Annotated in this window: 21 protein-coding genes; 10 read left to right on the top strand and 11 right to left on the bottom strand. The window is 70.6% G+C overall.

Going from position 1 to position 21,864, the window contains the following annotated elements:
* Positions 1-11 precede the first annotated feature (11 nt).
* The 3 genes from PV796_RS39550 to PV796_RS39540 are packed head-to-tail and all read right to left on the bottom strand — an operon-like array spanning position 12 to position 1,126.
* Positions 12-248, bottom strand: coding sequence for a DUF2180 family protein (locus PV796_RS39550; RefSeq protein WP_274918703.1), 237 nt, complete (start codon positions 246-248; stop codon positions 12-14).
* Positions 249-271: 23 nt separating this feature from the next.
* A complete protein-coding gene (locus PV796_RS39545) occupies positions 272-625 on the bottom strand; it encodes a DUF3040 domain-containing protein (protein WP_274918702.1) in 354 nt (117 codons plus the stop codon).
* 42 nt (positions 626-667) lie between these two features.
* Positions 668-1,126, bottom strand: coding sequence for an SPW repeat protein (locus PV796_RS39540; protein ID WP_274918701.1), 459 nt, complete (start codon positions 1,124-1,126; stop codon positions 668-670).
* 171 nt (positions 1,127-1,297) lie between these two features.
* On the opposite strand from PV796_RS39540, the gene PV796_RS39535 reads away from it, so the two are divergent.
* Both PV796_RS39535 and PV796_RS39530 read left to right on the top strand, forming a co-directional pair.
* The gene (locus tag PV796_RS39535; RefSeq protein ID WP_274918700.1) at positions 1,298-1,825 is read left to right on the top strand and encodes a MarR family winged helix-turn-helix transcriptional regulator; all 528 of its coding nucleotides are present in this window, start codon (positions 1,298-1,300) and stop codon (positions 1,823-1,825) included.
* Positions 1,826-2,006: 181 nt separating this feature from the next.
* Entirely contained in the window at positions 2,007-2,498 is a 492-nt protein-coding gene (locus PV796_RS39530) for a DinB family protein (RefSeq protein WP_274918699.1), read from the top strand.
* Positions 2,499-2,552: 54 nt separating this feature from the next.
* Here the strand turns inward: PV796_RS39530 and PV796_RS39525 are convergent, their stop codons facing one another.
* The 3 genes from PV796_RS39525 to PV796_RS39515 all read right to left on the bottom strand — a co-directional run bounded on the left by PV796_RS39525 (position 2,553) and on the right by PV796_RS39515 (position 5,720).
* Positions 2,553-3,386 carry a heme ABC transporter ATP-binding protein gene (locus PV796_RS39525; protein ID WP_446750713.1) on the bottom strand — a complete coding sequence of 278 codons (834 nt, stop codon included), beginning with the start codon at positions 3,384-3,386 and terminating at the stop codon, positions 2,553-2,555.
* Positions 3,387-3,529: 143 nt separating this feature from the next.
* Positions 3,530-4,645 (bottom strand): FecCD family ABC transporter permease, encoded by a 1,116-nt coding sequence (locus PV796_RS39520; RefSeq protein ID WP_274918695.1) that lies wholly within the window; start codon positions 4,643-4,645, stop codon positions 3,530-3,532.
* 1 nt (position 4,646) lies between these two features.
* The gene (locus PV796_RS39515) at positions 4,647-5,720 is read right to left on the bottom strand and encodes a heme/hemin ABC transporter substrate-binding protein (RefSeq protein WP_274918694.1); all 1,074 of its coding nucleotides are present in this window, start codon (positions 5,718-5,720) and stop codon (positions 4,647-4,649) included.
* A 143-nt stretch (positions 5,721-5,863) separates the two neighbouring features.
* Between PV796_RS39515 and PV796_RS39510 the strand changes: the two genes are divergently transcribed.
* Together PV796_RS39510 and PV796_RS39505 are read left to right on the top strand one after the other, a co-directional pair.
* Positions 5,864-7,351 (top strand): HtaA domain-containing protein, encoded by a 1,488-nt coding sequence (locus tag PV796_RS39510; protein WP_446750712.1) that lies wholly within the window; start codon positions 5,864-5,866, stop codon positions 7,349-7,351.
* A 60-nt stretch (positions 7,352-7,411) separates the two neighbouring features.
* Positions 7,412-9,025 carry an HtaA domain-containing protein gene (locus PV796_RS39505; protein WP_274918692.1) on the top strand — a complete coding sequence of 538 codons (1,614 nt, stop codon included), beginning with the start codon at positions 7,412-7,414 and terminating at the stop codon, positions 9,023-9,025.
* Positions 9,026-9,082: 57 nt separating this feature from the next.
* Here the strand turns inward: PV796_RS39505 and PV796_RS39500 are convergent, their stop codons facing one another.
* The 3 genes from PV796_RS39500 to PV796_RS39490 all read right to left on the bottom strand — a co-directional run bounded on the left by PV796_RS39500 (position 9,083) and on the right by PV796_RS39490 (position 12,042).
* Positions 9,083-9,589 carry a GNAT family N-acetyltransferase gene (locus PV796_RS39500; RefSeq protein WP_274918691.1) on the bottom strand — a complete coding sequence of 169 codons (507 nt, stop codon included), beginning with the start codon at positions 9,587-9,589 and terminating at the stop codon, positions 9,083-9,085.
* Between the two features lie 150 nt (positions 9,590-9,739).
* Complete coding sequence (locus PV796_RS39495) at positions 9,740-10,705, bottom strand: nitrilase-related carbon-nitrogen hydrolase (RefSeq protein WP_274918690.1); 966 nt, start codon at positions 10,703-10,705, stop codon at positions 9,740-9,742.
* A 794-nt stretch (positions 10,706-11,499) separates the two neighbouring features.
* Positions 11,500-12,042: a DUF2231 domain-containing protein gene (locus tag PV796_RS39490; protein WP_274918688.1), complete on the bottom strand. Its 543-nt coding sequence runs from the start codon at positions 12,040-12,042 to the stop codon at positions 11,500-11,502.
* Positions 12,043-12,380: 338 nt separating this feature from the next.
* Here PV796_RS39490 and PV796_RS39485 point away from each other — a divergent pair, with 338 nt between their 5' ends.
* The 3 genes from PV796_RS39485 to PV796_RS39475 all read left to right on the top strand — a co-directional run bounded on the left by PV796_RS39485 (position 12,381) and on the right by PV796_RS39475 (position 15,975).
* On the top strand, positions 12,381-13,385 hold the full coding sequence (locus PV796_RS39485) for a hypothetical protein (protein ID WP_274918687.1): 1,005 nt from the start codon (positions 12,381-12,383) through the stop codon (positions 13,383-13,385).
* Between the two features lie 120 nt (positions 13,386-13,505).
* The gene (gene rdmE, locus PV796_RS39480; protein ID WP_274918686.1) at positions 13,506-15,170 is read left to right on the top strand and encodes an aklavinone 12-hydroxylase RdmE; all 1,665 of its coding nucleotides are present in this window, start codon (positions 13,506-13,508) and stop codon (positions 15,168-15,170) included.
* 181 nt (positions 15,171-15,351) lie between these two features.
* On the top strand, positions 15,352-15,975 hold the full coding sequence (locus PV796_RS39475; protein WP_274918685.1) for a hypothetical protein: 624 nt from the start codon (positions 15,352-15,354) through the stop codon (positions 15,973-15,975).
* A gap of 183 nt (positions 15,976-16,158) precedes the next feature.
* On the opposite strand, the gene PV796_RS39470 is transcribed toward PV796_RS39475, so the two are convergent.
* The gene (locus tag PV796_RS39470) at positions 16,159-16,722 is read right to left on the bottom strand and encodes an RICIN domain-containing protein (RefSeq protein WP_274918684.1); all 564 of its coding nucleotides are present in this window, start codon (positions 16,720-16,722) and stop codon (positions 16,159-16,161) included.
* Positions 16,723-17,089: 367 nt separating this feature from the next.
* On the opposite strand from PV796_RS39470, the gene PV796_RS39465 reads away from it, so the two are divergent.
* On the top strand, positions 17,090-17,494 hold the full coding sequence (locus PV796_RS39465) for a VOC family protein (RefSeq protein WP_274918682.1): 405 nt from the start codon (positions 17,090-17,092) through the stop codon (positions 17,492-17,494).
* A gap of 186 nt (positions 17,495-17,680) precedes the next feature.
* Here the strand turns inward: PV796_RS39465 and PV796_RS39460 are convergent, their stop codons facing one another.
* Complete coding sequence (locus tag PV796_RS39460; RefSeq protein WP_274918680.1) at positions 17,681-18,673, bottom strand: Acg family FMN-binding oxidoreductase; 993 nt, start codon at positions 18,671-18,673, stop codon at positions 17,681-17,683.
* A gap of 349 nt (positions 18,674-19,022) precedes the next feature.
* Here PV796_RS39460 and htpG point away from each other — a divergent pair, with 349 nt between their 5' ends.
* Together htpG and PV796_RS39450 are read left to right on the top strand one after the other, a co-directional pair.
* A complete protein-coding gene (gene htpG, locus PV796_RS39455) occupies positions 19,023-20,960 on the top strand; it encodes a molecular chaperone HtpG (protein WP_274918679.1) in 1,938 nt (645 codons plus the stop codon).
* 278 nt (positions 20,961-21,238) lie between these two features.
* Complete coding sequence (locus PV796_RS39450) at positions 21,239-21,772, top strand: hypothetical protein (protein ID WP_274918678.1); 534 nt, start codon at positions 21,239-21,241, stop codon at positions 21,770-21,772.
* Positions 21,773-21,864: the final 92 nt, after the last annotated feature.

Genomic DNA, 21,864 nt, shown 5'->3' with positions numbered 1-21,864 from the left:
CCTCCGCAGCGTCACCGCGCGTTTCTCTTGGTAGCGACCCGAGCGGGGAGCGACTGGGAGGCATGGCAGGTCAGGCAGGTGACTTCGCGGGCCGGTCGGGAGAGCGTCGACTGACCGACGCCGGCCAGCCGGTGACCGGGCTCCAGGGCGACATGGCAGTGTTGCAGACAGACCCCGGCGCCGCAGTGGTGGCAGACGCCGACAGCGTCGGCGAACTCACCGGCCTGCGCGCAGTCGTAGCACTTCATGGAATCACCACTTTCCAGCCGGTTCATCGGGTCGCGTGCCCGCCGCGACGGAGGTCCGGCTCAGCCGGGCGTTCCGCCCTGCGTCGGAACCGGGCGCAGACCCACGGGAGTCCGGAGACCAACACCATGGCCCCGCTCGCCATCAGCAGCCCCGCGTCCCGGGCCACGGCCCCGGCGACGAACAGCGCGCCGCTCACGATGACCGCCAGGTAGGCGATCACCACACCTGTCCGGAGCCGCCGCACGAGTCCGGTGCGCCGTCCCCCGGTCCCGGCACCACCGAAGGTGCCCAGCAGCAGCGCGAGCTCGGGGTCGTCCTCCAGGAAATGCTGCTCGATCTCGGCGAGAGCCCGCCGGTCACGCATGGGTAGAGTCATGGCCACCTCCTTCCGGAGCGGTCGCCATGCGCTGCGCGCCGGCTACTTAGCGGTCGTTGGCCGCTGTTCCGCCGACATCGCCAACCGGGTTGCGGCCAACCCGAGGACGAGCGTCACGGCGCCGAGCAGGACGTTGTTCCAGATCATTCCGGCGGTCGCGTGGTGGCCGGCGGTCACGACCCACGGCGAGATGATCAGCCAGACGCCGATCGCCGCGCAGGTCCATGTCAGCCGGTACATGCGCTCGGGCGCCCGGGTGATCCCCAGGCCGATCACGGCCAGGACGAGGCCGATGATGAGGTTGTTCACGGTCAGTTCCGGGCTTGTCACGCGGAAGTGCACCACCCACGGGGAGATCGCCGCGTAGATACCGGTGAGGAGGACCAGGCCGTCGAGGGCGACTGCCTGGCGTCCGCCGACCAGCTTGGCGTAACGCTCGCGCATCTCGGGGACGTCGGGGTGACTGGTGATGTCCGGGGCGTGATGAGAGAGGTCCGACATTCGAATCGCTTCCCCTCAGATATTTCGAATGACCTCACCATCAGAGTATCATTGCTCAGTGCAATAAAGCGGCCAAAAACGGATAAATAGGCACCCACGACGGCACCCTCCGGCGCCTGTCCACTGCCGGGAAAACTCCGGCACACCCCCACCTGACCATGGCGAAAGACCATGAAGCAGTACACCCCCCGGGACGGCGGAGCGGCGGCCCCGAAGCGCGATGTGCACGAGACCGTCGAAGAGGTCACCGCTGCACTGATGGAAACCTCCCGGCTCTTCGTCGCGATCTCCGCCCGCTCGCTCGCCGCCACCGATCCCACACTCACCCTCCCCCAACTCCGCACCCTGGTCGTCCTGCACAGCCACGGAGCGGGCAAACTGGCCGCGCTGGCGGCCGCGTTGGAGGTCAACGCCTCCACGGCGCTGCGCATGGTCGACAGGCTGCAGGCCGTCGGCCTCGTCGACCGGCAGATCAATCCCGCCAACCGCCGCGAGGTCGTCCTCCGCCTCACCCCGGCCGGCCGGCATCTGGTCGAGAACGTCCTGGCCCACCGCTCGGAGGAGATCGGCACGATCGTCGCCCGCCTCCCCACCGACCAACGCACCGGCCTGATCAAGGCCCTGCGGGCACTGATCGAGGCCGCGGACGAACTGATCTCGGACGCGCAACGCAACGCCCCACTGGTCGTGACGCCCTGACGTGATGACGTGGTGCGATGCCTGGCACTGGGAAACACGGTTGGGCCCGCCCCTCTTGGCTTCTCGCAGCGAAGGTTGCGCATTCTCAGCGACGACCCGTGGCAGCTCGGTACGCTCAGCGAAGCGAAGGTTGGAGGGCGGCCGCGGCCTGGCTGTCCGGGGGAAACGAGGGATGCACACCATGAAAGACCCGACTCGCACCACCGACGGCCCCGAGCGTCAGCTTCTCGAATACCTGCTTGACCATGTTCGGGCCGAACTGATCGACACGGTGCGCGGCCTCTCCGAAGCGGAGGCACGCCGCCGTCGCGTCCCGTCCATGACGACGTCGATCGGGCTGCTCAAACACGCCGCGTTCGCCGAACGGAACTGGTTTCAGCGCGTCTTGGCGGGATTGCCGGACGCTGAATGTGACGGTGCGATGGTGGGCGAGGACAGTTTCGTGGTCGGTGACGACGAGACGGTGGCCGACGTCATCGCCGAGTTCGAGCGCGCCAGCGACCGCGCACGAACGATCGCCGCGGGCATCGACCTCGACGCCACCCGACAGCACCCGGTCGTCGGCACGGTCAGCCTGCGATGGATCTATCTGCTCATGATCCAAGAATTCGCCCGCCACGCCGGCCACAGCGACATCCTGCGTGAGCAGACCGACGCCGCCAGCCGGACGTGAGCCAGGCCGCCAGAGCGACGGCACCACGCGCCGCTCGAAGTTCGCTGAGGATCCCTAACCTTCGCGGCGAGCGGTCATCGATTCCGCGGTACGGCGCTCGCGTACGGGGATGACCAGTGGTTGGCCGGTCCTGGGGTGCTCGACCACCTCCACCGGTTGCCGGTAGATCCGGGACAGCGGGCCGGCCTCGAACACCTCGGCCGGTGGCCCCTGAGCGGCGATCCGGCCGCCGTGCAGCACCGCGGCCCGGTCCGCGTACGCCGAGGCCAGGCCCAAGTCGTGCAGCACCACGACGACCGCGTCCCCGGCCGCCGCCCGCTCCCGGCAGATTCCCAACACCAGTTCCTGGTGGCGCAGATCGAGCGCGGCGGTGGGCTCGTCCAGGAGGAGGAGTGGAGCGCGTTGGGCGAGGACGCGCGCCAACGCCACCCGTGCCCGCTCCCCGCCGGAGAGGGCGGAGAAGGGCCGTTCGGAGAACCGTGCCACCTCGGTGGCCGCCATCGCCGCCGCCACCGCGGGCTCGTCCTCGTCCTCGGCCGGTGTCCCGGCCCAGGGCGCCCGGCCCATCCGTACAACCTCGGCGACGGTGAAGGGGAAGGACAGCGCGGCGGACTGCGGCAACACGGCGCGGCGCAGGGCGAGTTCGGGGGCGGACCAGTCGTCGGCCGGGCGGCCGTCGATGCACACCTCGCCGCCCGCCGTCGGAAGGTCGGCGGCGAGTGCCGCCAACAGGGTGGACTTTCCGGCCCCGTTGGGACCGACCAGTGCCAACACCTCGCCGGCGGCGACCGTCAGATCCACCCCGTCCACCACGGTCCGTCCGCCCAGGCACACGGTCAGCCCGCGGGCCCGGGCGCACTCCTGGCCGGGCTCGGGCCGGGCCGGGATCCGCCGGGACGTCCGGGTGCGCAGCTTGCCGATCACGGCTGGTCTCCTTGATGGCTGGGGCGGGTGGGGATGGGTTGGCATGGGGCCGTGTGGTGTCCGGCAGGGCTCGTGCGGTGCCTGGCTGCCCGCCTGGTCGCCCGGCGTCACGCCCAGCCGCCCTGCCTGCGGCGGGTCCGGCGCAGCAGCCAGAAGAAGAACGGGCTGCCGAACAGCGCGGTGAGCACGCCCAACGGAAGTTCGGCGGGCGCCACGGCCGTACGGGCCGCGAGGTCGGCCACCACCAGGACCAGGGCGCCGCCCAAGGCACTGCCCGGGATGAGGAAGCGGTGGCCCGGGCCCGCGGCCATCCGTAGCAGATGCGGAACGAGTAGCCCGACGAAGGTGATGATCCCGGCCACCGCCACCGCCGCGGCGGTCAGCAGCGCCACCACCAACACCAGGGCGATCCGCAGCCGTTCGACGTCCACGCCCAGATGGCGGGCGGGCCGCTCGCCGAGCGCGAGCAGGTCCAGTTTGCGGGCGTACGGCGGCGCCGCGGCCAGTCCGGCCAGCGCGCACGGCAGCACCGCGAGCACCTTCGGCCAGGTGGCCTGGGAGAGCGAACCGAGCTGCCAGAAGGTGATCTGACTGATCTGGGCGTTGTCCGCCAGGAAGACGAACAGGCCGATCAGGGCGCCGGCGAAGGCGTTCACGGCGATGCCCGTGAGGATCAGCGTGACGACTTCCGTGCGCCCGCCGGAGCGGGAGAGCAGATAGACGAGGGTGACGGTGAGCAGTCCGGCGGCGAACGCGCAGACCGTCACCGTCCAGTTGCCCAGGAACGTCAGGCCGAGCGCGATCGCGCCGACCGCGCCGACGGCCGCGCCCGAGGAGATGCCGATGACGCCCGGTTCGGCGAGCGGGTTGCCGAAGACCCCCTGCATCAGCGCGCCGGCGCAGCCCAGCGACGCCCCGACGAGCAGCCCGAGGACCACGCGCGGCACCCGTACGTTCCACAGCACGCTCTCGCCGACCCGGTCCAACTCCGCACCGCCGAGGTGCAGTCGGTGCAGCACCGACCCGACGACGTCGCCGACCGGGATGTCGTACGCGCCGGTGCCGGCGGAGACCAGGGCGGCCAGCAACAGCGCGGCGGCCAGCCCGAGGGTGAGGAGGAAGGGGGTGCGGCGGCGGCTGGGGCGCGGTGTGGGAGCGGGCTCCCTCTCGTTGGCGGAGCCCACAGTCGGGGTTTCCGTGGTGGTCACGCTCGGCACTGCCATGTCACTTCCCCTTGGCGTGGAACTGGCCGACGAGCGAGGCGAGCACCTGGTCCGTCCGTGGTCCGAAGTTGAGCAGCACACCGTCGTCGACGCTGGCCACCCGGCGGTTCATCCCGGCCGGGGTCTCGGCGACGCCGGGGATCTTCTCCAACCCGTCGATCCCGCCCACGGACTCCAGGCCCTTGGTCATGACGAGGATGACGTCCGGCGCCGCCTTGGCCAACGCCTCGCTGGTGATCGGGGTGAAGTCCTTGGTCAGCCCGGACTCCTTGCCGGCGTCCACTCCCCCGGCCGCCTCGATCAACGAGTCGGCTCCCGAGCCGGCGCCACCCAGGAGGTAGACGGAGGCCGAGCCGCGCAGGTAGAGGAAGGCCACCCGCGGTCGATCCCCACCGTGCGTCTTCTCACCCGGGATCTTCCTCTCAACTGCCGCCAGGCGCTGCTCCGTTCGCTGCTTGAGCGCCGTACCGGCCGGAGTCACGCCGAGGGCCGCGGCCACCGCGTCGATGCGCTTCCCCACGTCGGAGAGGCGCTTGGCCGGTTCGAGGACGACGAGCGGGATGCCCGCGTCGCGGATCTGGCCGAGGGCCTCGGCCGGTCCCGTGGTGGTGTCCGCGAGCACCACATCGGGCTTGAGGGAGAGCACGTTCTCCGCCGAGACGTCGTGCGCGCGGGTGACCACGGGCAGCCGCTCGGCCTGCTCGAAGGTGGTGGTGATGTCGCGCGCCACCACCCTGTCGCCCAGGCCGAGGGAGTAGACGATCTCCGAGAGCGAGCCGGTGAGGGGCACGATCCGGTCGGCCTTACGCACCGTCACTTCGTGGCCGTCGGCGGAACGTGCGGTCGCCGGCAGCGTCGGGGCGGGGGCCGGGCCGGCCAGCGGCTCGACGCGATCGATGGTGGGCCGCGCCGCGGCCGGGGAACTGCCCTGGCCGCTCCCGCCCTTGGCGCTGCCCGCCTTGCCGCCACAGCCGGTGAGCAGTGCGGCGAGGGTCAGCAGGAGTGTGAGTGCGGCGGCCGGTGCACTGCGGGTCCAAAGGCGCCGGCCGTTGGCGGCCCGGAGGGGTGCGGTCACTGTCCCGCCTTTCTGTGGAGGTCGGTTGACGCGGGTGAGGGTCGAGGTGGATTGGCGTTGGTTGGTGCGGGTTGACGCGGGTTGCCTGGAAGAGTTTAGGTTAGCCTTACCTTAGCGACCAGCCCTGAAAGGGGTCCTCGATGCTGCTGCCCCGCAGACCGGCCCGCGGCCATCCCCGCGACCGAGCCCGCGCACGCGGCCGTTTCCGCGCCCATGGCCGCGCACTCGCCCTCGCACTCCTGACGGCACTGCTGGGCGGACTGCTCCCCCTCACCACCGCCACCACCGCATGGGCCGGGCAACGCCCGGTCTCCGGCGGCAGACTGGACTGGGCCGTCAAGTCCTCCTTCCAGGCATACGTCACCGGGCCGATCGCGCAGGGGAGTTGGGGCCTGAGCCAAGGGGCCGCCACGGTCGGCGCCAACCAGTTCCGGTTCCACTCCGCCACCGGCGACTACGACCCCGCCACCGGCGCGCTGACCGCCGGCTTCTCCGGCGCCGTGCGCTTCACCGGACACCGCACACCAGACGGCGGCTTCGAGCTGGACCTGACCATCAGCCGACCCCAGGTCGTCGTCGCCGGCGGCAGCGGCACCCTCTACGCCGACCTGACCAGCAAGGCGAAGGGCACCGGAAAGGTCACCGCGGCCACCCGGGTGCCGCTGGCCTCCTTGAACCTCGGCGGCGTGGACACCCGCGGCGGCGCCAGCCCCATCGCCCTCAACAACGTTCCCGCCACGCTCACTTCACAGGGCGCGCGGGCCTTCGCCGGGTACTACCCGGCCGGCACCGCCCTGGACCCGGTGAGCCTGTCGGCCGACGTCAAGGCAACCGCCGGCGACGGCGGGGCGAAGGGCCGGAGCGGCGACGCGCAGGACAAGGACGGCCGCCGGAGCAACGACAAGCCGGGCGCCTTCACCGACGCCGCCGTCGACTGGGGCGTGCGTCGCACCTTCCGCGAGTACGTCACCGGCGACATCGCCAAGGGCAGGTGGCGACTGTCCGACGGCGCCCAGGACGGCGGCGCGGTCTTCCGCTTCCCCCGCGGCAAGGGCAGCTACGACCCCCAACACGCCATCCTGGACGCCGAGTTCACCGGAGGCGTGCGCTTCACCGGCGCCCACCTCGACCTCGCGCTGAGCCGGTTCGCCGTGAAGGTTGCGGACGGCAGGGGCACGCTCTCCGCAACGGTCACCACCTCCGGCACCACGACGGACCGCACACCGCTGGCCACCTTCGACGCCAAGGACCTCAAGCCCGAGGACGGCCTGGCGGCACTGACCGAAGCACCCACCCGGCTCACCGCGGAAGGCGCCAAGGCGTTCGGCGGGATGTACCAGGCGGGCACGGAGATGGACCCCGTTTCGCTCGCCGTCGCCGTAGACGCCAAGGCCGCGCTCCCCGCCCTCCCCAACCTGGGCAGCGACCCCACACCGCCCACCCACCCGTCGGCCAAACCGGGTCCGCGGCCCAACACCGCCCCCGTCGCAGCGGCAGACGGCTCCACCGCCTTCCCCGTCCTCCCGGTATCCCTCGGAGCCGGCGCGCTCGCCCTGGCGGCCCTCGCCTTCCTGGTACTGCGCGCCCGCCGCCGTACGCCCGGGGCCACCCCGCCCCCGGCCCACGACTGACCCCACCCGCACCCCGGCGCTCAACGCCCCATCCCACCCCACCAAGGAGAACGCCCCACCATGTCCGTCATACGCCGTCCCCTCGTCCTGGCCGCCGCCCTCGTCACCGTCGCCGGCAGCGCGGTCCTGGGCCTGCCGGCCGCCGCCCTCGCCGCGCCCTCTGCCGGCTCCGGCGCCCCCTCGATCGCGCTCAAGGACGGAACCCTCGACTGGGGAGTCAAGGAGTCCTTCCGCAGATACGTCACGGGCCTGGCACTCGGCACGATCACGGCCGCGGACGGCGCCCAACAGGCCGCGGGCAACGGCCCGTTCACCTTCACCGGCGGCACCGGCCACTACGACCTGAGCACCCATGCCGTGGCCACCACCTTCCAGGGCAGCGTCCGCTTCACGTCCAAGCTGCACGGCTTCGACATCCGGCTCGCCGACGTCAAGGTGTCCACCGACGCGGCCACCAAGGGCGTGTCCGGCGCGATCACCGCCGATGTCACCGCGGGCGGGAAGACCCGGGACGACGTCCCGCTGGCCTCGCTCGACCTCTCCAAGGTCAGACCGGAGAGCGGCGCCGGCGGCGCGATGACCTTCGCGAAGATCCCCACCAAGCTGACGGCCCAGGGCGCCGAGGCGTTCAACGGCATGTACCAGGAGGGACAGGAACTGGACCCGGCCACCCTTATCGTGCGCCCGGACGGCGGCGGCCCGGGCAAGCCGGAACAGCCGGGCGAGCCTGAGAAGCCCGGTAAGCCCAACCAGCCCGGCGAGCCCAGCAAGCCGTCCGACGACCGGCGCCCGTCCCCCACCCCGACCGACAAGCCGTCGACCGGGGCCAAGCCCCAGTCCGAGTCCGGGTCCGGGTCCGGGTCCACCGCGCCCCGCAACCCCGGCACGGTCTACGACGGAAACCTCGACTGGGGCGTCAAGAAGAAGTTCCGCGACTACGTCAACGGCCCCATCGCCCACGGCAAGGCCGAACTCTCCGGCGGCACCACCCCCACCGCCTCCGGCTACCGCTTCCCCAAGGGCCACGGCACTCGCGACGCCCAAAAGGCCATGCTGGCCGCGGAGTTCAACGGCGCGGTGCGCTTCACCGGCCACGGCGGCGCACTGGACCTGACGTTCAGTAACCTCCGCATCAAGGCCAGCAACGGCAAGGGCACGCTGATCGCCGACGTCGCCAGCAAGCCGCGCAGCGCCGACGGCAACGCCCCCACCAAGGTCGTCGACACCCCCAACACCGCAATCGCCGACCTGAAGCTGCCGTCCGGCGCACTCACCGCCACTCGCGGCGTGATCACCCTCAAGAACATCCCGGCGACCCTGACCGCCGCCGGCTCCAAGGCGTTCTCCGGCATGTATCCGGCGGGCGAGCCCCTCGACCCGGTCAACGCCTCGCTCGCCGTCGACTCCAACGCCCAACTCCCCTCCCCCGCAACCGGATCCGCCGGAACCACCGATGCCGACGCCTCCCCCGGCCCGGTCTCCGCCGACGGCACCGGCGGCGCACCCGGCGCCGCCAGCTTCACCAGCGGCAACACCGCCGGCGGCACCGCGTCCCTGGCCGCCACCGGCAGCGCCCTGCCCACCGCGCCCCTGCTCGGCACCGCCGCCGCCCTCGTGGTCACCGGCGTCGCCACCGCCTACGCCACCCGCCGCCGCGGCGCCACTGCCCGCTGACCCGACCACCACCCGAGACGACCGACCCCTTGGCACTGAGCCGTAGGCCGTGGTGCTCTACGGCTCAGCACCAAGGTCACGTTGGTACCAACTGCCCGGCTTGCCCCCGAGGTGTGCCGGGTCGGCGGCGCCGATCGGCACGAACCCGGCCTTGCTCAGCACCCGCTGCGACGCGACATTCGCATGGGCAGCGGCCGCCCTGAGCGTGCGCAGCCCATGTCTCGCCCTCGCCAGCCGGCACAAGTCCCCAACGGCGGCGGTCGCCACACCACGCCCCGTGACATGCCGCGCAACCCGGTAGCCAAGCACCGCAGTGCCGCGCTCCCGCTCGATGTCCATCAGGTTGAACCTGCCAACCACCGAGCCGTCCTCCGCAACGAGCACATGGCAGGCACAGACATCCGCCTCCTGCTCGACCAACAACGCATCGAGCCGTTCGGCGAACTCCTCGAAGAAGTCATCACCACGGTCGGAAATCGAGGCGGCGAAGTAGGCGCGGTTCGCCAACTCGAAGGCCAGGAGCGCCGAGGAGTGACCAGCATGCAGCCGCTGCAACTCAGTCATCGCCCGACCCTACCCAGTCCTGCACCCCGAGGCGCACCACGTGTGCGACGGAAGGCCCCGTACAGGGGAGCGCGAGAACAGGCCGAGACCGACGATGGCGCATATGCCCTGGATGGTCCAGAAGCCCCGTCGAGAGCTGGCTCTTGCCGGTCAGCCCTGGATGACGGCGTGGTGAGCGGACTCGTCGACGTGCAGGGTGAAGACGTCGGGGCGGGCATAGTGGCCGGTGGGGTCGAAGTCGAAGCGGGCGCGGGTGAGGTCGTCGAGGTCGAGTTCGGCGGAGAGGATGCCTTCGCCGTCGCGCAGCGGGCCGGCGAGGACCTCGCCGAGTGGGGAGACGATGACGGAACCGCCGCCGATGATGACGGTGTCGGGCGCGTCGCCCTGGGTGGGGTGGAGGTCGGCGGGGAGGCCGTCGCGGCGCAGGTACTGGTTGGCGCTGAGGACGAAGCAGCGGCCTTCCAGGGCGATGTGGCGCATGGTGACCTGCCAGGCATCGCGGTCGTCGACGGTCGGTGCGCACCACAGGTCGACGCCCTTGGCGTACATGGCCGTGCGGAACAGCGGCATGTAGTTCTCCCAGCAGATGGCGGCGCCGAGGCGGGCGGCGCCGGTGTCGACGACCGGGAGGGTGGAGCCGTCGCCCTGGCCCCACAGGTACCGTTCGGCGGCGGTCGGCATGAGCTTGCGGTGCAGGCCCAGGTAGCCGTCGGGGCCGAAGTAGAGGGCGACGCAGTAGAGGGTGCCGCCCTGTCGTTCGACGGCGCCGACGACGGCGTGGCAGTCGAGTTCCCGGGTGAGGCCGGCGAGGTGGTCGGTCTCGGGGCCGGGGACGTTGATGGCGGCGTCGTGGTAGCGGCGGAAGAGCTCGCGGCCGGCCGGGGTGCGCATGCCGACCGTGACGTCGAAGTCCAGACCCTTGGGGTAGCCACCGAGGAACGCCTCGGGGAGGACGATGACTTGCGCGCCGTGGTCGGCGACGGCCTCGCGGATGAGTTCGTCGGCGCGGGCCAGGGCGGCCTGGGTGTCGAAGAGCGGGGCGGCTGCCTGAACGACGGCGGCGGTCACGGTGCGGCGGGGGGCGCGGGCCGCGGCGGCGGCTTGCTGAGTGGCCATGGCACCGAGACTAGGAATCCCCACGCCGTCGGGCAACCAGTCCCCGGTTTTCGTGGCGGTGCGTGACCGCGGCCGCGCCCCCGCTCGTTCGCGCGCCGAGTCCGTTCGGCGACCAGGCCAACTGCCGGCGGTCCGGCCCCCGTTCGCGTGGTGCGGTTGTGGGGGTCGGACGGCCGGGATGTTCCGTCGGCCCTCAGGCGCGGCAGCGCAGCATCTCCAGCGGCGGGTTGGTGAGGAAGCGACCCAGTAGTCCGCGCCGAACTGCGCACGCCGGCGTCGGACACCTCCAGTGGGACCCAGGTAAGCTCGCTGAATCCGGCTGCCCGCAGGCACTTTTCGTGGACCTCGCGGCGCGGGCAGATGGCGACGATCTCGATCGGCGGGTCGAGCAGCGCCGTGGTCCGGGCGCGGGGTCCGGCCTCGTCCTCCTCCCCGGTCAGCTCCGTGTGGAAGCCGTACTTGTGCAGGAGCGGCCCGTCGAAGCGGTAGTCGGGTGTCTGGACGAGCAAGAAGAACCCGGCACCGGGCGCCAGGCTCCAGCCCATGACGGCGATGTTCTCCGCTTAGTTGAGCAGTTGGACCCCCGTGGCGATGTCGAAGTGCCGCCCGAGGGACCGCAGTTCGGCCACGTCGCCCGCTGCGTACTGCACGCCCAGCGGATCCGCCTCCTCCAAATGGGCCTTTCTCCGCGGTCGATCAGCTCGTTCCCGCGGCTGGTGCCCCTCCGCAGGTAGCCCCCTCGACGTGCGAGCCGTTGGCGTTGTGCGCACAAGGGCCGCCCGCCAGCCTCCGCCTCATCCGTGACGCGTGGTGGAGAAGTTGTCGTGCCAGGCTGCCTGGGCTCCCGAGTCCCCGATGCGATAGGTCTGCACCACCGCGCCGGCGCCCACCACCAGCGAAAGGACTACCGCCACCACGCGCAGCGCACCCGGTGCGCGCGTTGTTGACCGTTGCCCTGCGGCCTCGGCCGCCGTGGCGGAAGCATCGGCGTCGCCCGAGAGCGCTGCCCCGGTACGGCGGTGCATCCACCACAGTGCCGCCGCCAGCACGAACAGGCCCGCCACCCAAGGCAGCAGCCCGTCGCCCAACTCGGCGTGCTTGCGTACCAACGGGTCACCGTCGACGTGGTGCTTGAGCCACTCTCCCGCATGGGTGGTGATCGGCACACTGGCCAGGGTCACGACGCCCAACACCGGCAGGGCGGGGCCGAATCGCCGGGCCAGGCCGGGCCACACAGCGCAGAGCACCACTGCCAGCGCCGTCAACGGCACGAGCACCACCACGAGATGCACGAAGAGCACATGCGCGGGTATCCCGTTGATCAATGTCGGCCCCATCGGCACTCCTTGTTTCCGTCGTCGCCTGCGGCCGCAACCTACTACACGCTTGTAGACGCTCGATAGAGGGTCCGGGGCGGGCGCAAGTCCCTGCTCACCCCGCCCGTCGGCATGCGCCACGCTGGTACGGGTGGCCGAACGCCGGTCGGGGCCGGATCCGGCGCGGCGCGCCTTGTCACCGCGTCGAATCGGCCGCCGTGACGCCTCACTCCTTCGTGCGTACGTGTCGCGGTGGTGCGCCGGGCGACGCGCGGCCACTGTCACGATGCATGCGGCGTTCGGCGCCACGGCACGGCGCCGCACCCCCATCCCGTCCGGAGAGAGGCAGAGACCCAGGAATGACGGAATCGGACTCGCGGCAGGCCCCCTTCTTCATCACGACGGATTCGGACTCGCGGCAGGCCCCCTTCTACGTCACCAAGGCCGAAGACCGTCAACTGCGCGTCGCCGCCGACCTGCTGAGTCCCTCCCTCCTCATCGACCAGGCATCGTCGTTCGACGAGTACGTCCGCCAGATGATGGTTCCGCCGGCCGTCATGGACCTGGCCCGCAAGGCCGCCAACATTCGGCTGGCGGCCTGGGAAAGCCAGGCACTGCGCGAGCAGTTCGAGCCGGCCCTCACCGACGACGAACGGCCGCGGCTACTGCGGGAGATCCTGCGCCGCAAGTCCCAGGAAGACCCCAGTCACCCTCCCTACGTGCGGGTGGCGTGCACCGGGCGCGGCAAGTACGACGATCTCGCCGAGCAGTACGGATACGACCCGACCCTTCCCATGGCGGGCGACAGCGGCGACTTCGGCTCGCCGGTGGTCCTGGAACTGTGGCCCGCCGGGCACTACTCCCCGATGCACTCCCACGGCAACACCACCGGCATCATCTACTGCCTGGCCGGCCAACTCGACGTGATGTCCTACCGCGAGCTGGACTGGAACGCCGACAGGCGCGGCCTGGTCACGCTGACGCCGGGCAGGTGTGCCTGGCTCTCCGGTGACACCTACGACGTGCACAAGGTGTTCTGCCCCATGGACGGCGGCCGAGCCGTTCGGCCCGACCAGATCACCAACACCGCCGACTTCGCCGCCAGCTTCCACGTCTACCTCGACGAACACAAGCTGTCGATGGACCACTACGAGCCGTACGACCCGGAGTCCGCCGTGCCGGACAGCGTCGAGGTCTTCTCCTACGTCGATGAGAGCGAACCCCACCTCGTCAAACCGTTCAGGACCTACTCCGACCTGTCGTGGCGCGCCCTGCGCATGGTTCTGGCGAAGACCGCCCTCGACCAGTTCCGCCGCGACCCGAACGGCCCGTTGGCCGCCGAACTCGTCAAGAACCTCTTCTGAAATCTCTTCTGAGTGCACCGTCCGCGGCACGCGCGCGGTCGCCCGAAATCCAGTTGATGGCCGGGTATGTGGCCTGTTAGGCAACGGGGGTACAGCGGTACATGGCGAGAGGGACCAATCATGGGTGACCGGGTGTCAGTTCTGGTCGTCGGCGCTGGACTGGCCGGCCTGTCCAGCGCAATGTTCCTGGCTCAGCGGGGAGTTGATGTGCTGCTGGTGGAGCGGCGCTCCGGCACTTCGCCGTTCCCACGGGCGGTGGGGCAGAACCAGCGCACGATGGAGTTGTTGGGGTTCGGTGGGGTCGCCGACGCGGTGCGGGCGTGTGGGCCCGCGGCGACGGGGTTCCGGGTCCGGATCGCGGCCAGTTTGCGCGGGCCCGCCTTCAAGGAGGCCGTCCACGACGACGTCGTCGCCGATGCGGGTGCCCTGTCCCCGGCGGTGTGGGGCATGGCCGGCCAGGACAAGGCGGAGCCGGTGTTGCGGCAGCGCGCCGAGGAACTCGGTGCCCAACTGCGCTTCGGCATCGAGTTGGTGTCGTTCGCCGAGGACGCGACCGGGTTGACGGCGGTGCTGCGCGAGCGCGGCGGCGAGTTGACGACGGAGGTGCGCGCCGACTATCTCGTCGCGGCGGACGGCGCCCGCAGCGGGGTGCGGGAGGCGCTCGGCGTCAACCGGCACGGTCCGGGCGGCCTCTCGCACAACATCAACATGATCTTCGACGCCGATCTCAGTGAGCTGATCGACCATGAGCGGCCCACGTTGCACATAGTGCGCAACGGCCAGGTCGCCGGCGTGTTCGCCCCCGTCGACACCGTCAACGGGCGGCATCTGTTCAGCACTTCGTACGATCCGGACAAGGGCCAGTCGCCCGCGGACTTCACCCCTGGCCGGTGCACCGAGCTGATCCGGACGCTCACCGAACTGCCTGAACTTGAGGTACGGATCAGGGCCGTGCAGCCGTGGGAGATGGCGGCGGCGGTGGCGGACCGGTTCCGAGTGGGGCGGGTGCTGCTGGCCGGTGACGCGGCGAAGGTGACCCCGCCGATCGGCGGGTTCGGCGGCAACACCGCTATCGGCGACGCCTTCGACCTGGCGTGGAAGCTCGCGGCGGTGCTCGACGGTTCGGCCGGTCCTGGGCTGCTCGACAGCTACGACGCCGAGCGGCGCTCGATCGCCGAGCGGGTCGTGGCCGAGTCGTTGCGGTTGCGGGACACCCGCGAGTTCTCGTCGCCCGGCAAGGACACCGAGCAGGTCCCCGAGCAGGTCTCCGAGCAGCAGAAGGCCATCGAGCTCACGCTCGGGTTCCGCTACCGCTCGGATGCGGTGCTCACCGAGGACGCCGACCCCGCCGACGCGGAGGACCCGTACGAGCCGACCGGACGCCCCGGATTCCGCGCGCCACACGTGTGGTTGCGCAACCGGGACAGCGAGCAGGTCTCCACGGTGGACCTGTTCGGACGCGGCTTCGTGCTGCTGTCCGGTGTGACGGGTGGCTTCTGGACCGATGCGGCCAAGCAGGTCGCCGCGAACCTCGGCGTCGCCGTCCGCACGCACCTGATCGGCATGGAACTGACCGACACCGACGGCCGGTTCCATCCCCGGTACGGGATCGACACTTCTGGAGCCAGCCTGGTCCGGCCGGACGGCGTCGTCGCCTGGCGCAGCGCGGCAGCGCCGGACAACCCGGTGCGGACGCTGTCACACGTGCTCACGGCGGTGTTGGCAAGGGAGTCGGAGGGCGGCGCGTCAGCGCCCCGACGCCCCAAGGCGGTTGCTTCCGAGTAGGGGCGTCGCCGGCTGACCGCCGCCCGGCGTGCGCGCCGGGCGGCGGTCAGCCGGCGGTTTGCGAGCGACTCGTTCTTCGGCCTTGCCTGGGCCGACCATGATGCCCGGTCAGGGGCGGCTCAGGGTGTTGTAGGGGTGATCCCTGATCCGGTGGTGCGGTGCCGGCCGAGAAGATCGACTCATGACGAACCAGCCTCGGGGATCGCACCGAACCGTGTTGACGCAGACCGCTTTCATCGCCGGACCGCTGTGCATGGCCGCGTATGGGGCCATCCGCCTTTCCGATCCGACCCACGGGCCGAATCTTGCCTGGATCAGCGGTCATATCGCCATGGTCGCGGGGGTGTTGCTCTTCGGCGCGGTCTTCCTGGGCCTGACGCGCCTGTCCGAGCCGGCAACCCGTGCACCGCGGCTGAGTGCCCGCGTTGCGGCGTTCCTCGGGCTGGCGGGGATGGTGTCGGTCGCCGCGCAGGGGGTCATCGACATCGTCGTCGGCTTGCGGGCCGACGACCGGGCCGGGATGGAGCGGCTCTTCGAGGGCATACAGAGCCACCCCGGGGTCATGCCCGCGGTGTACACGGTCGGCCCGGCGCTGTTCTACGTCGGCCTGGTGTGGCTGACGATCCAGCTCGCCGTACAGCGCCGCATCCGTGTCTGGCGTCCCGCACTGGTCGTGCTCGGTACGGCGACGATGCTGGCCAGCCTCGATCTCATGCCGCTCGGCGCGCTCCTCTTCTGCGCGGCGCTGTCTTCCTTGGGGCGCGACATAGCGGCTTCCCGCACCGCACGTCTCCGGCCGGCGTAGCCCTGGCATAACCCCGGCGTTTCCACCAGCACGGAGCCGCTCTCGCACGCCTCCCGCTCCTGCCCCCTCTCCCGCTCCTGAGGAAGCGATGCGAGGGGTTCGGGGTGGGCGTCGGCCGCGTCCGAGGGGCGGCGGGTGGCTCGCTCCCCGGACGCGGCGGGTGCGCTCGCGACGCGACGCGGTCTACATGTCGGGGTTGATCGGCGTGTCGCTCGCCGAGGGGTGCCAGTCGAACTGCTGGTAGATGCTGGCGGCCGCGCCCGGCGTGGAGCCCATGAGGTGGTACGAGCCGCGTGGCCCCGGCATGCCCGTTGCGTACAGGCAGGCGTTGGCGGCGTTGCAGAGGCTGCGGTCGTAATTGAGCGTCCAGCGCTGATGCGGGTCGTTGCCGTTGCAGTCGTAGGCGGCGGCGTCCGGGCCGTCGCTCGGCCCGCCGGCGACGTGGGCCCACAGGCACCGGCCGTCGTTGGTGCTGTGGATGAGGCCGTCCTGGCCCCAGAACCAGAACTGGTTCCACGTGCCCATACAGGGCTTGATGACGACCGGCCGCCCGTTGCCGTTCACTTGCCGGTACTCGTCCATGCAGAAGTAGGTGCCGTTGTCGGAGGGCGGCTTGTAGAGGGCCGCGAGGAAGCCGTAGCCGTAGGGCTGGGGCGCGACCGGGTCCGCCTGTGCGGCGGTCGACAGGGTGAAGCCGAGGCCGAGCACGGCCGCCAGTGCGGCGGCAATCCTTCCAATGCGCTTCATCAGTTCAACTTCCTTGTGAGTCTTCACTGTTGAGCCGGAAAGGAGCGCTGCGAACAGTAGCCGAGCGGTTCGGCGCTCCGCCAGGGAATGTCCGGGAATCTCTCGTAAAGGCAGTAAGTTGCGGCAAGTTAACGCCATGTCCGGACTGGGGGTCGTTGTCGTTGGCCTCGTCGAGGGTGCGGCGATGGCGGGCATGTGGCGGCGCGCTGTCGCAGTCAGTGCGCGTGCGCGCTTCTCCCCCTTGCCTCCCTCACCCCTCTGACCTGGGCTCGGCATCAGAGGACAGTGCCTGTCCGGAATTCGCCCTACCGTGGAAATGTCCGCTCGGACGGCAACTCCACACCCGCGCCACAGCAAGGAATCCACCATGACCGGCACCAGTTCCCACAGCCTCAAGCCCTCGGCGGGAAAGATCGTCTGCCATGCGATGTGGGCCCAGGACGGCCGCGAGCTCGCCGAGTTCTACGCCGCTGCCCTCGGTACCGAGGTTTCCCAGACCTTCCCCGGCGAAGACGGCAACGACGCCGCCTTCGCCTTCTACCTCGGCGAGGCGATGTACCTCTTCTACACCTCCGCCTCCTTCGTCGCCCCTAACTGGCCGCAGGACGACCTGCCGTTCCACCTGGACTTGATGTTCGACGACGTAGCGTCGGCGGAGAAACAGCTCCTACAGATGGGGGCGACCAAGCCGGCCCACCAGCCAGGCGGCCGGCGTTGGACCGTCCTCCTCGATCCTTCCGGACAGCCGTTCTGCCTCCACGCCAGCAGCTAGGCCCTGCCTGGCCCTGCCCCCTCGGACGGGTCCCCAGCCCGCCCCCAGACACGCCATGGCGGTTCCGCGCCTCCCCGTGCCTCTCCCGGTCGCGGGCGGGGCACAGACGCGGGGCACACCCTGATCGGTCTGCGCGTCCCAGCAGCCCGCCAGGCCGACGGCCCCGCCCGCCTGGTGTTGCGGCGCTCATGGCGTGATCGTCAGGACCTCGTCCACCGGTCGGCGCGGTGTTCTTGTGCCGTGGGGGCCGTAGCCGAGGCGCAGGATCATCTGGACGTGGCCGGCGCCGGAGCGTGGGTCGCGCAGCAGCCAGCGCAGGTCGGGCCATTCCAGGGGCTGGGTGGCGAAGGAGCTGGCGAGCCCTTGGTGGGTGGCGAGGAGCAGGACGCGTTGGAGTGCCTGGCCCGCGCGCAGCCAGTCGGCCGGGGCGTCGTGGGTGGTGCTGAGGGAGGCCAGTTGCGGGCTCTGCTCGAAGTCGGCGTAGGGGCGTCCGGGGATCGGGCGGCGGCCGGCGAAGTCCCGCAGCGGGGCCGCGCCGCCGCGTTTGGCGGGGCCGAAGGCGCACTCCGGGATCCCGTCCGCCGGCGATGCGGCGGAGGTGTCGCGGGTCCAACCGCGCTGTTCGACCTCGCGGCCGTCGTCCATGCGGTCGTAGCCCTCGGCGTTGAGGATGAGGTCGAGCACGGCCTCGCGGTGCGGGGTGGTCAGGAACGCCAGCCGCGCCCCTTCGCCGGCCGCGGCGCCGGACAGGGTCGCGCGGAGGCCGGCTGGGACGCGTCGTTCGGAGAAGGGGGCGCGGCTGGTGTGGCGGGTGCGGAGTGCGTGGTGGAGCTCGGACAGGCCCGCGTCCCGGGGCTCGTGGAGTTCGTCTAAGCGTAACGAGGCGAGGAGGGTGGGGGTGTTCGGGACTGGCAGCAGCGTGGTGACGGTGCGGTGACCGGCGTGCGCCGCCGCGGCGCGGAGGTTCAACAGGGCCGCGCCGCAGCCGAGATGGAGCGCGCGGTTGGTGGGATCGGCCAGTGGTATCGCGCGGTCCAGGTCGGCGAAGAGCAGCAGGGTGCGCGATGAACGGGAGTATTCGAGGTGCCATGGTTGGGCGTTGTGCATCGAGGGCGCCATGGTGGCGTCGGTCACCAGCGACTTGATGGCGGTGTCGTCGAGGGTGGAGTGGGTGAGCACGGGGTGCCTCCCGGGTGGTTCGGTCCGCGCCGGAGAAGCAGGGCTCGGCACGGCGGTGGTATCGGCAGGGTCCGCTCCAGGGTTGCGGGGCCCGGGCGTTGGCGTCAGGGGTCGTAGGGCCCTGACTGGGGGCTGGGTGGCCCGCGGCTCGGTAGGCCGGACGCGGGCCCGGTACTTGACGGTTTCGGCAGACCGGCCGGCACCGCAACGGGACTTTGAGGGGTTTTGGGGGTTTCGGCGGCCGATCTGAAGCCCAAGGCTCACAGAACGCTCCCGCCGCCCTGACGTGGTGTTTTACAGTGGCTGCCGCCAGTTCCGACAAAACAGGACCTGTGAGGTACGCGCGAACATGCCGACCGAAACCTTTGAGTTTCAGGTAGAGGCCCGTCAGCTGCTGCAGTTGATGATCCACTCGGTCTACTCGAACAAAGACGTCTTCTTGCGGGAGCTCGTCTCCAACGCCTCCGACGCACTGGACAAGCTGCGTCTGGAGAAGTTGAAGGACGATGCGCTCGACGCCGACGTGTCCGATCTGCACGTCGAGATCGACATCGACAAGGACGCCCGCACGCTGACCGTGCGGGACAACGGTGTCGGGATGTCGTACGACGAAGTCGGCCAACTCATCGGCACGATCGCCAACTCGGGCACCGCGAAGTTCCTCCAGGAGCTGCGGGAGGCCAAGGACGCGGCCGGGGAGGAGGGGCTCATCGGCCAGTTCGGCGTCGGGTTCTACTCCGGCTTCATGGTGGCGGACGAGGTCACCCTGGTGACCCGGCGGGCCGGCGAGGGCCAGGGCACCCGTTGGTCGTCGCGGGGCGAGGGCACGTACACCCTGGAGGCGGTCGAGGGCGCGCCGCAGGGCACCTCGGTCACGCTCCACCTCAAGCCGGCCGACCCGGAGAACCAGCTCCACGACTACACCTCCCCGTGGAAGATCAAGGAGATCATCAAGCGCTACTCGGACTTCATCACCTGGCCCATCCGGATGGCGGCCGAGGCTCCCGCCGCGACCGGCGAGGGCGACGAGGACGCCGAGGGCAGTGAGGGCGGCAAGGCGCCCGAACCCGAGACGCTCAACTCCACCAAGGCGCTGTGGGCGCGTTCGCGCGACGAGGTGTCCGAGGACGAGTACCACGAGCTGTACAAGCACATCGGCCATGACTGGCGCGAGCCGCTGGAGACGATCCGACTCCAGGCGGAGGGCACCTTCGAGTACCAGGCCCTGTTGTTCCTGCCGGCGCACGCTCCCCACGACCTGTTCACGCGGGAGTACAAGCGTGGGGTGCAGCTCTACGTCAAGCGCGTGTTCATCATGGACGACTGCGAGGCGCTGCTGCCGCCGTACCTCCGCTTCGTCAAGGGCGTCGTCGACGCGGCGGACCTCTCGCTCAACGTCTCCCGCGAGATCCTCCAGCAGGACCGTCAGATCGAGCGGATGCGGCGCCGGTTGACGAAGAAGGTGCTGTCCACCGTCAAGGAGATGATGGGCAAGGACCAGGAGCGGTACGCCACGTTCTGGCGGGAGTTCGGCGCGGTCCTGAAGGAGGGGCTGGTCACCGAGCCGGAGAACCAGGAGGCCATCCTCGCCGTCGCGTCGTTCGCGAGCACGCACGACGACACCGAGCCGACCACGCTCAAGCAGTACGTGGAGCGGATGAAGGACGGTCAGGACGTCATCTACTACCTGACCGGCGAGTCCCGGCAGGCCATCGAGAACTCCCCGCACATGGAGGCGTTCCGGGACCGGGGCATCGAGGTGCTGCTGCTCACCGACCCGGTGGACGAGGTGTGGGTCGACGCCATCGGCGAGTTCGAGGGCAAGTCGCTGCGGTCCGTCGCCAAGGGGCAGCTCGACCTCGATGGGGAGGACGAGAAGACCTCCGGCGAGGAGCGGGAGAAGCAGGCCGATGAGTACGCCGGGCTGCTCGGCTGGATGAAGGAGCAGTTGGACGAGGACATCAAGGACGTGCGCCTGTCCTCCCGCCTCACCGTCTCCCCGGCCTGCGTCGTCTCCGACGCGAACGACCCGACGGCGGCGCTGGAGAACATGTACCGCGCGATGGGCCAGGAAGTGCCGCGCGCCAAGCGGATCCTGGAGCTCAACCCGGCTCACGCGCTGGTGAAGGGCCTCAACGAGGCGTACAAGGAGCGCGAGGACCGCACGGCGCTGACCGAGACCGCCGAGCTGCTGCACGGCCTGGCGCTGCTCGCCGAGGGCGGCCAGCCGAAGGAACCTGCGCGGTTCGTCAAGCTGATGGCGGAGCGTCTGGAGCGCGCGCTGTAGCTCGTAGGCCGGCTTCGTCGGGAGCCGGCGGCCTGTCTCAGGGGCAGCCTCAGGGTCGCCCCTGGGGTGCTGGGCGGGCCGCCGGCTCGAAGTCCTGTGAAGGACCTGCGCGTGGACGTCTTGCGCACGCCGGGGTGCACCTCGCCGACGATGAAAGATCGCGAGCGGAAACGAAAACCTACGGAAACTTTCCGCCCTCTTCCGACGTTACGGTGGACGACCTGATCGTTTGGTGTGGGAGATGACGGCCGTGCCGTCATGGGGGAAGTGAGCAACCAATGGCCATGGTGGGCCTGTTCTGGATCGCCGAGGGCGATGTGTACGTGGGCGCGAAGCCGTTCGGTGCGACTCGCGGCGTGCGCCTGACCTCCGAGGGCGTGGTGGCCCTCGGTGAAGGCCAGTCCGGTCTCTACCTGTGGGAGGACGTGCACGCGCTGACGGTGGCGGACGCCCCCGTGAGGTCCCTGCTGCGGCGGGTCGGCGCGGTCACGAACGTCGCTCTGCACATGGCGATGAACGCGGCCGCCATGGACACGGTCCCGGACCGGGCGACCGATACCCCTCCGACGTTGATGGTGGGCGTGGAAACACCGGACGGCGCGCACGAGTTGACGGCCTACGTAGCCGCGGCCAACGGCTACTCCCAGACAGAGATCGACCTCTCCCGAGCCCTCCTGTCCCGTCTCACTGAGGGCGCCGCGACGATGGCCACGACGCTCGCGGCGATGGCGGAGTGGGGCCGTGCCTGGGAGGACGGATCGTCGCGGAGCGCGGAGCGGGAGAGGCTGTTGCGCGAGTGGGTGGACCGGTAGGACTCCGTTGGGCCGTTGTGGGCCGCCCAGGTCCCGCGGCCGGAGCCGGGTTGGTGCGACACCGCCATGACGCGCTCCCCCGCGCGCAGCCC

This window comes from Streptomyces sp. WZ-12 (genome assembly GCF_028898845.1).
Lineage (GTDB): Bacteria > Actinomycetota > Actinomycetes > Streptomycetales > Streptomycetaceae > Streptomyces.
The sequence above is the reverse complement of the archived record's forward strand: the minus strand, read 5'-3'. Positions and strand labels throughout refer to the sequence as shown.

Bases quoted from the DNA above. Each gene is read 5' to 3' on its own strand.
- PV796_RS39450 (WP_274918678.1), top strand. From the start codon at position 21,239: ATGGCCATGGTGGGCCTGTTCTGGATCGCCGAGGGCGATGTGTACGTG.
- PV796_RS39545 (WP_274918702.1), bottom strand. From the start codon at position 625: ATGACTCTACCCATGCGTGACCGGCGGGCTCTCGCCGAGATCGAGCAG.
- htpG (WP_274918679.1), top strand. From the start codon at position 19,023: ATGCCGACCGAAACCTTTGAGTTTCAGGTAGAGGCCCGTCAGCTGCTG.
- PV796_RS39530 (WP_274918699.1), top strand. From the start codon at position 2,007: ATGAAAGACCCGACTCGCACCACCGACGGCCCCGAGCGTCAGCTTCTC.
- PV796_RS39470 (WP_274918684.1), bottom strand. From the start codon at position 16,722: ATGAAGCGCATTGGAAGGATTGCCGCCGCACTGGCGGCCGTGCTCGGC.
- PV796_RS39495 (WP_274918690.1), bottom strand. From the start codon at position 10,705: ATGGCCACTCAGCAAGCCGCCGCCGCGGCCCGCGCCCCCCGCCGCACC.
- PV796_RS39520 (WP_274918695.1), bottom strand. From the start codon at position 4,645: ATGGCAGTGCCGAGCGTGACCACCACGGAAACCCCGACTGTGGGCTCC.
- PV796_RS39490 (WP_274918688.1), bottom strand. From the start codon at position 12,042: ATGGGGCCGACATTGATCAACGGGATACCCGCGCATGTGCTCTTCGTG.
- PV796_RS39465 (WP_274918682.1), top strand. From the start codon at position 17,090: ATGACCGGCACCAGTTCCCACAGCCTCAAGCCCTCGGCGGGAAAGATC.
- rdmE (WP_274918686.1), top strand. From the start codon at position 13,506: ATGGGTGACCGGGTGTCAGTTCTGGTCGTCGGCGCTGGACTGGCCGGC.
- PV796_RS39540 (WP_274918701.1), bottom strand. From the start codon at position 1,126: ATGTCGGACCTCTCTCATCACGCCCCGGACATCACCAGTCACCCCGAC.
- PV796_RS39500 (WP_274918691.1), bottom strand. From the start codon at position 9,589: ATGACTGAGTTGCAGCGGCTGCATGCTGGTCACTCCTCGGCGCTCCTG.
- PV796_RS39550 (WP_274918703.1), bottom strand. From the start codon at position 248: ATGAAGTGCTACGACTGCGCGCAGGCCGGTGAGTTCGCCGACGCTGTC.
- PV796_RS39505 (WP_274918692.1), top strand. From the start codon at position 7,412: ATGTCCGTCATACGCCGTCCCCTCGTCCTGGCCGCCGCCCTCGTCACC.
- PV796_RS39535 (WP_274918700.1), top strand. From the start codon at position 1,298: ATGAAGCAGTACACCCCCCGGGACGGCGGAGCGGCGGCCCCGAAGCGC.
- PV796_RS39475 (WP_274918685.1), top strand. From the start codon at position 15,352: ATGACGAACCAGCCTCGGGGATCGCACCGAACCGTGTTGACGCAGACC.
- PV796_RS39485 (WP_274918687.1), top strand. From the start codon at position 12,381: ATGACGGAATCGGACTCGCGGCAGGCCCCCTTCTTCATCACGACGGAT.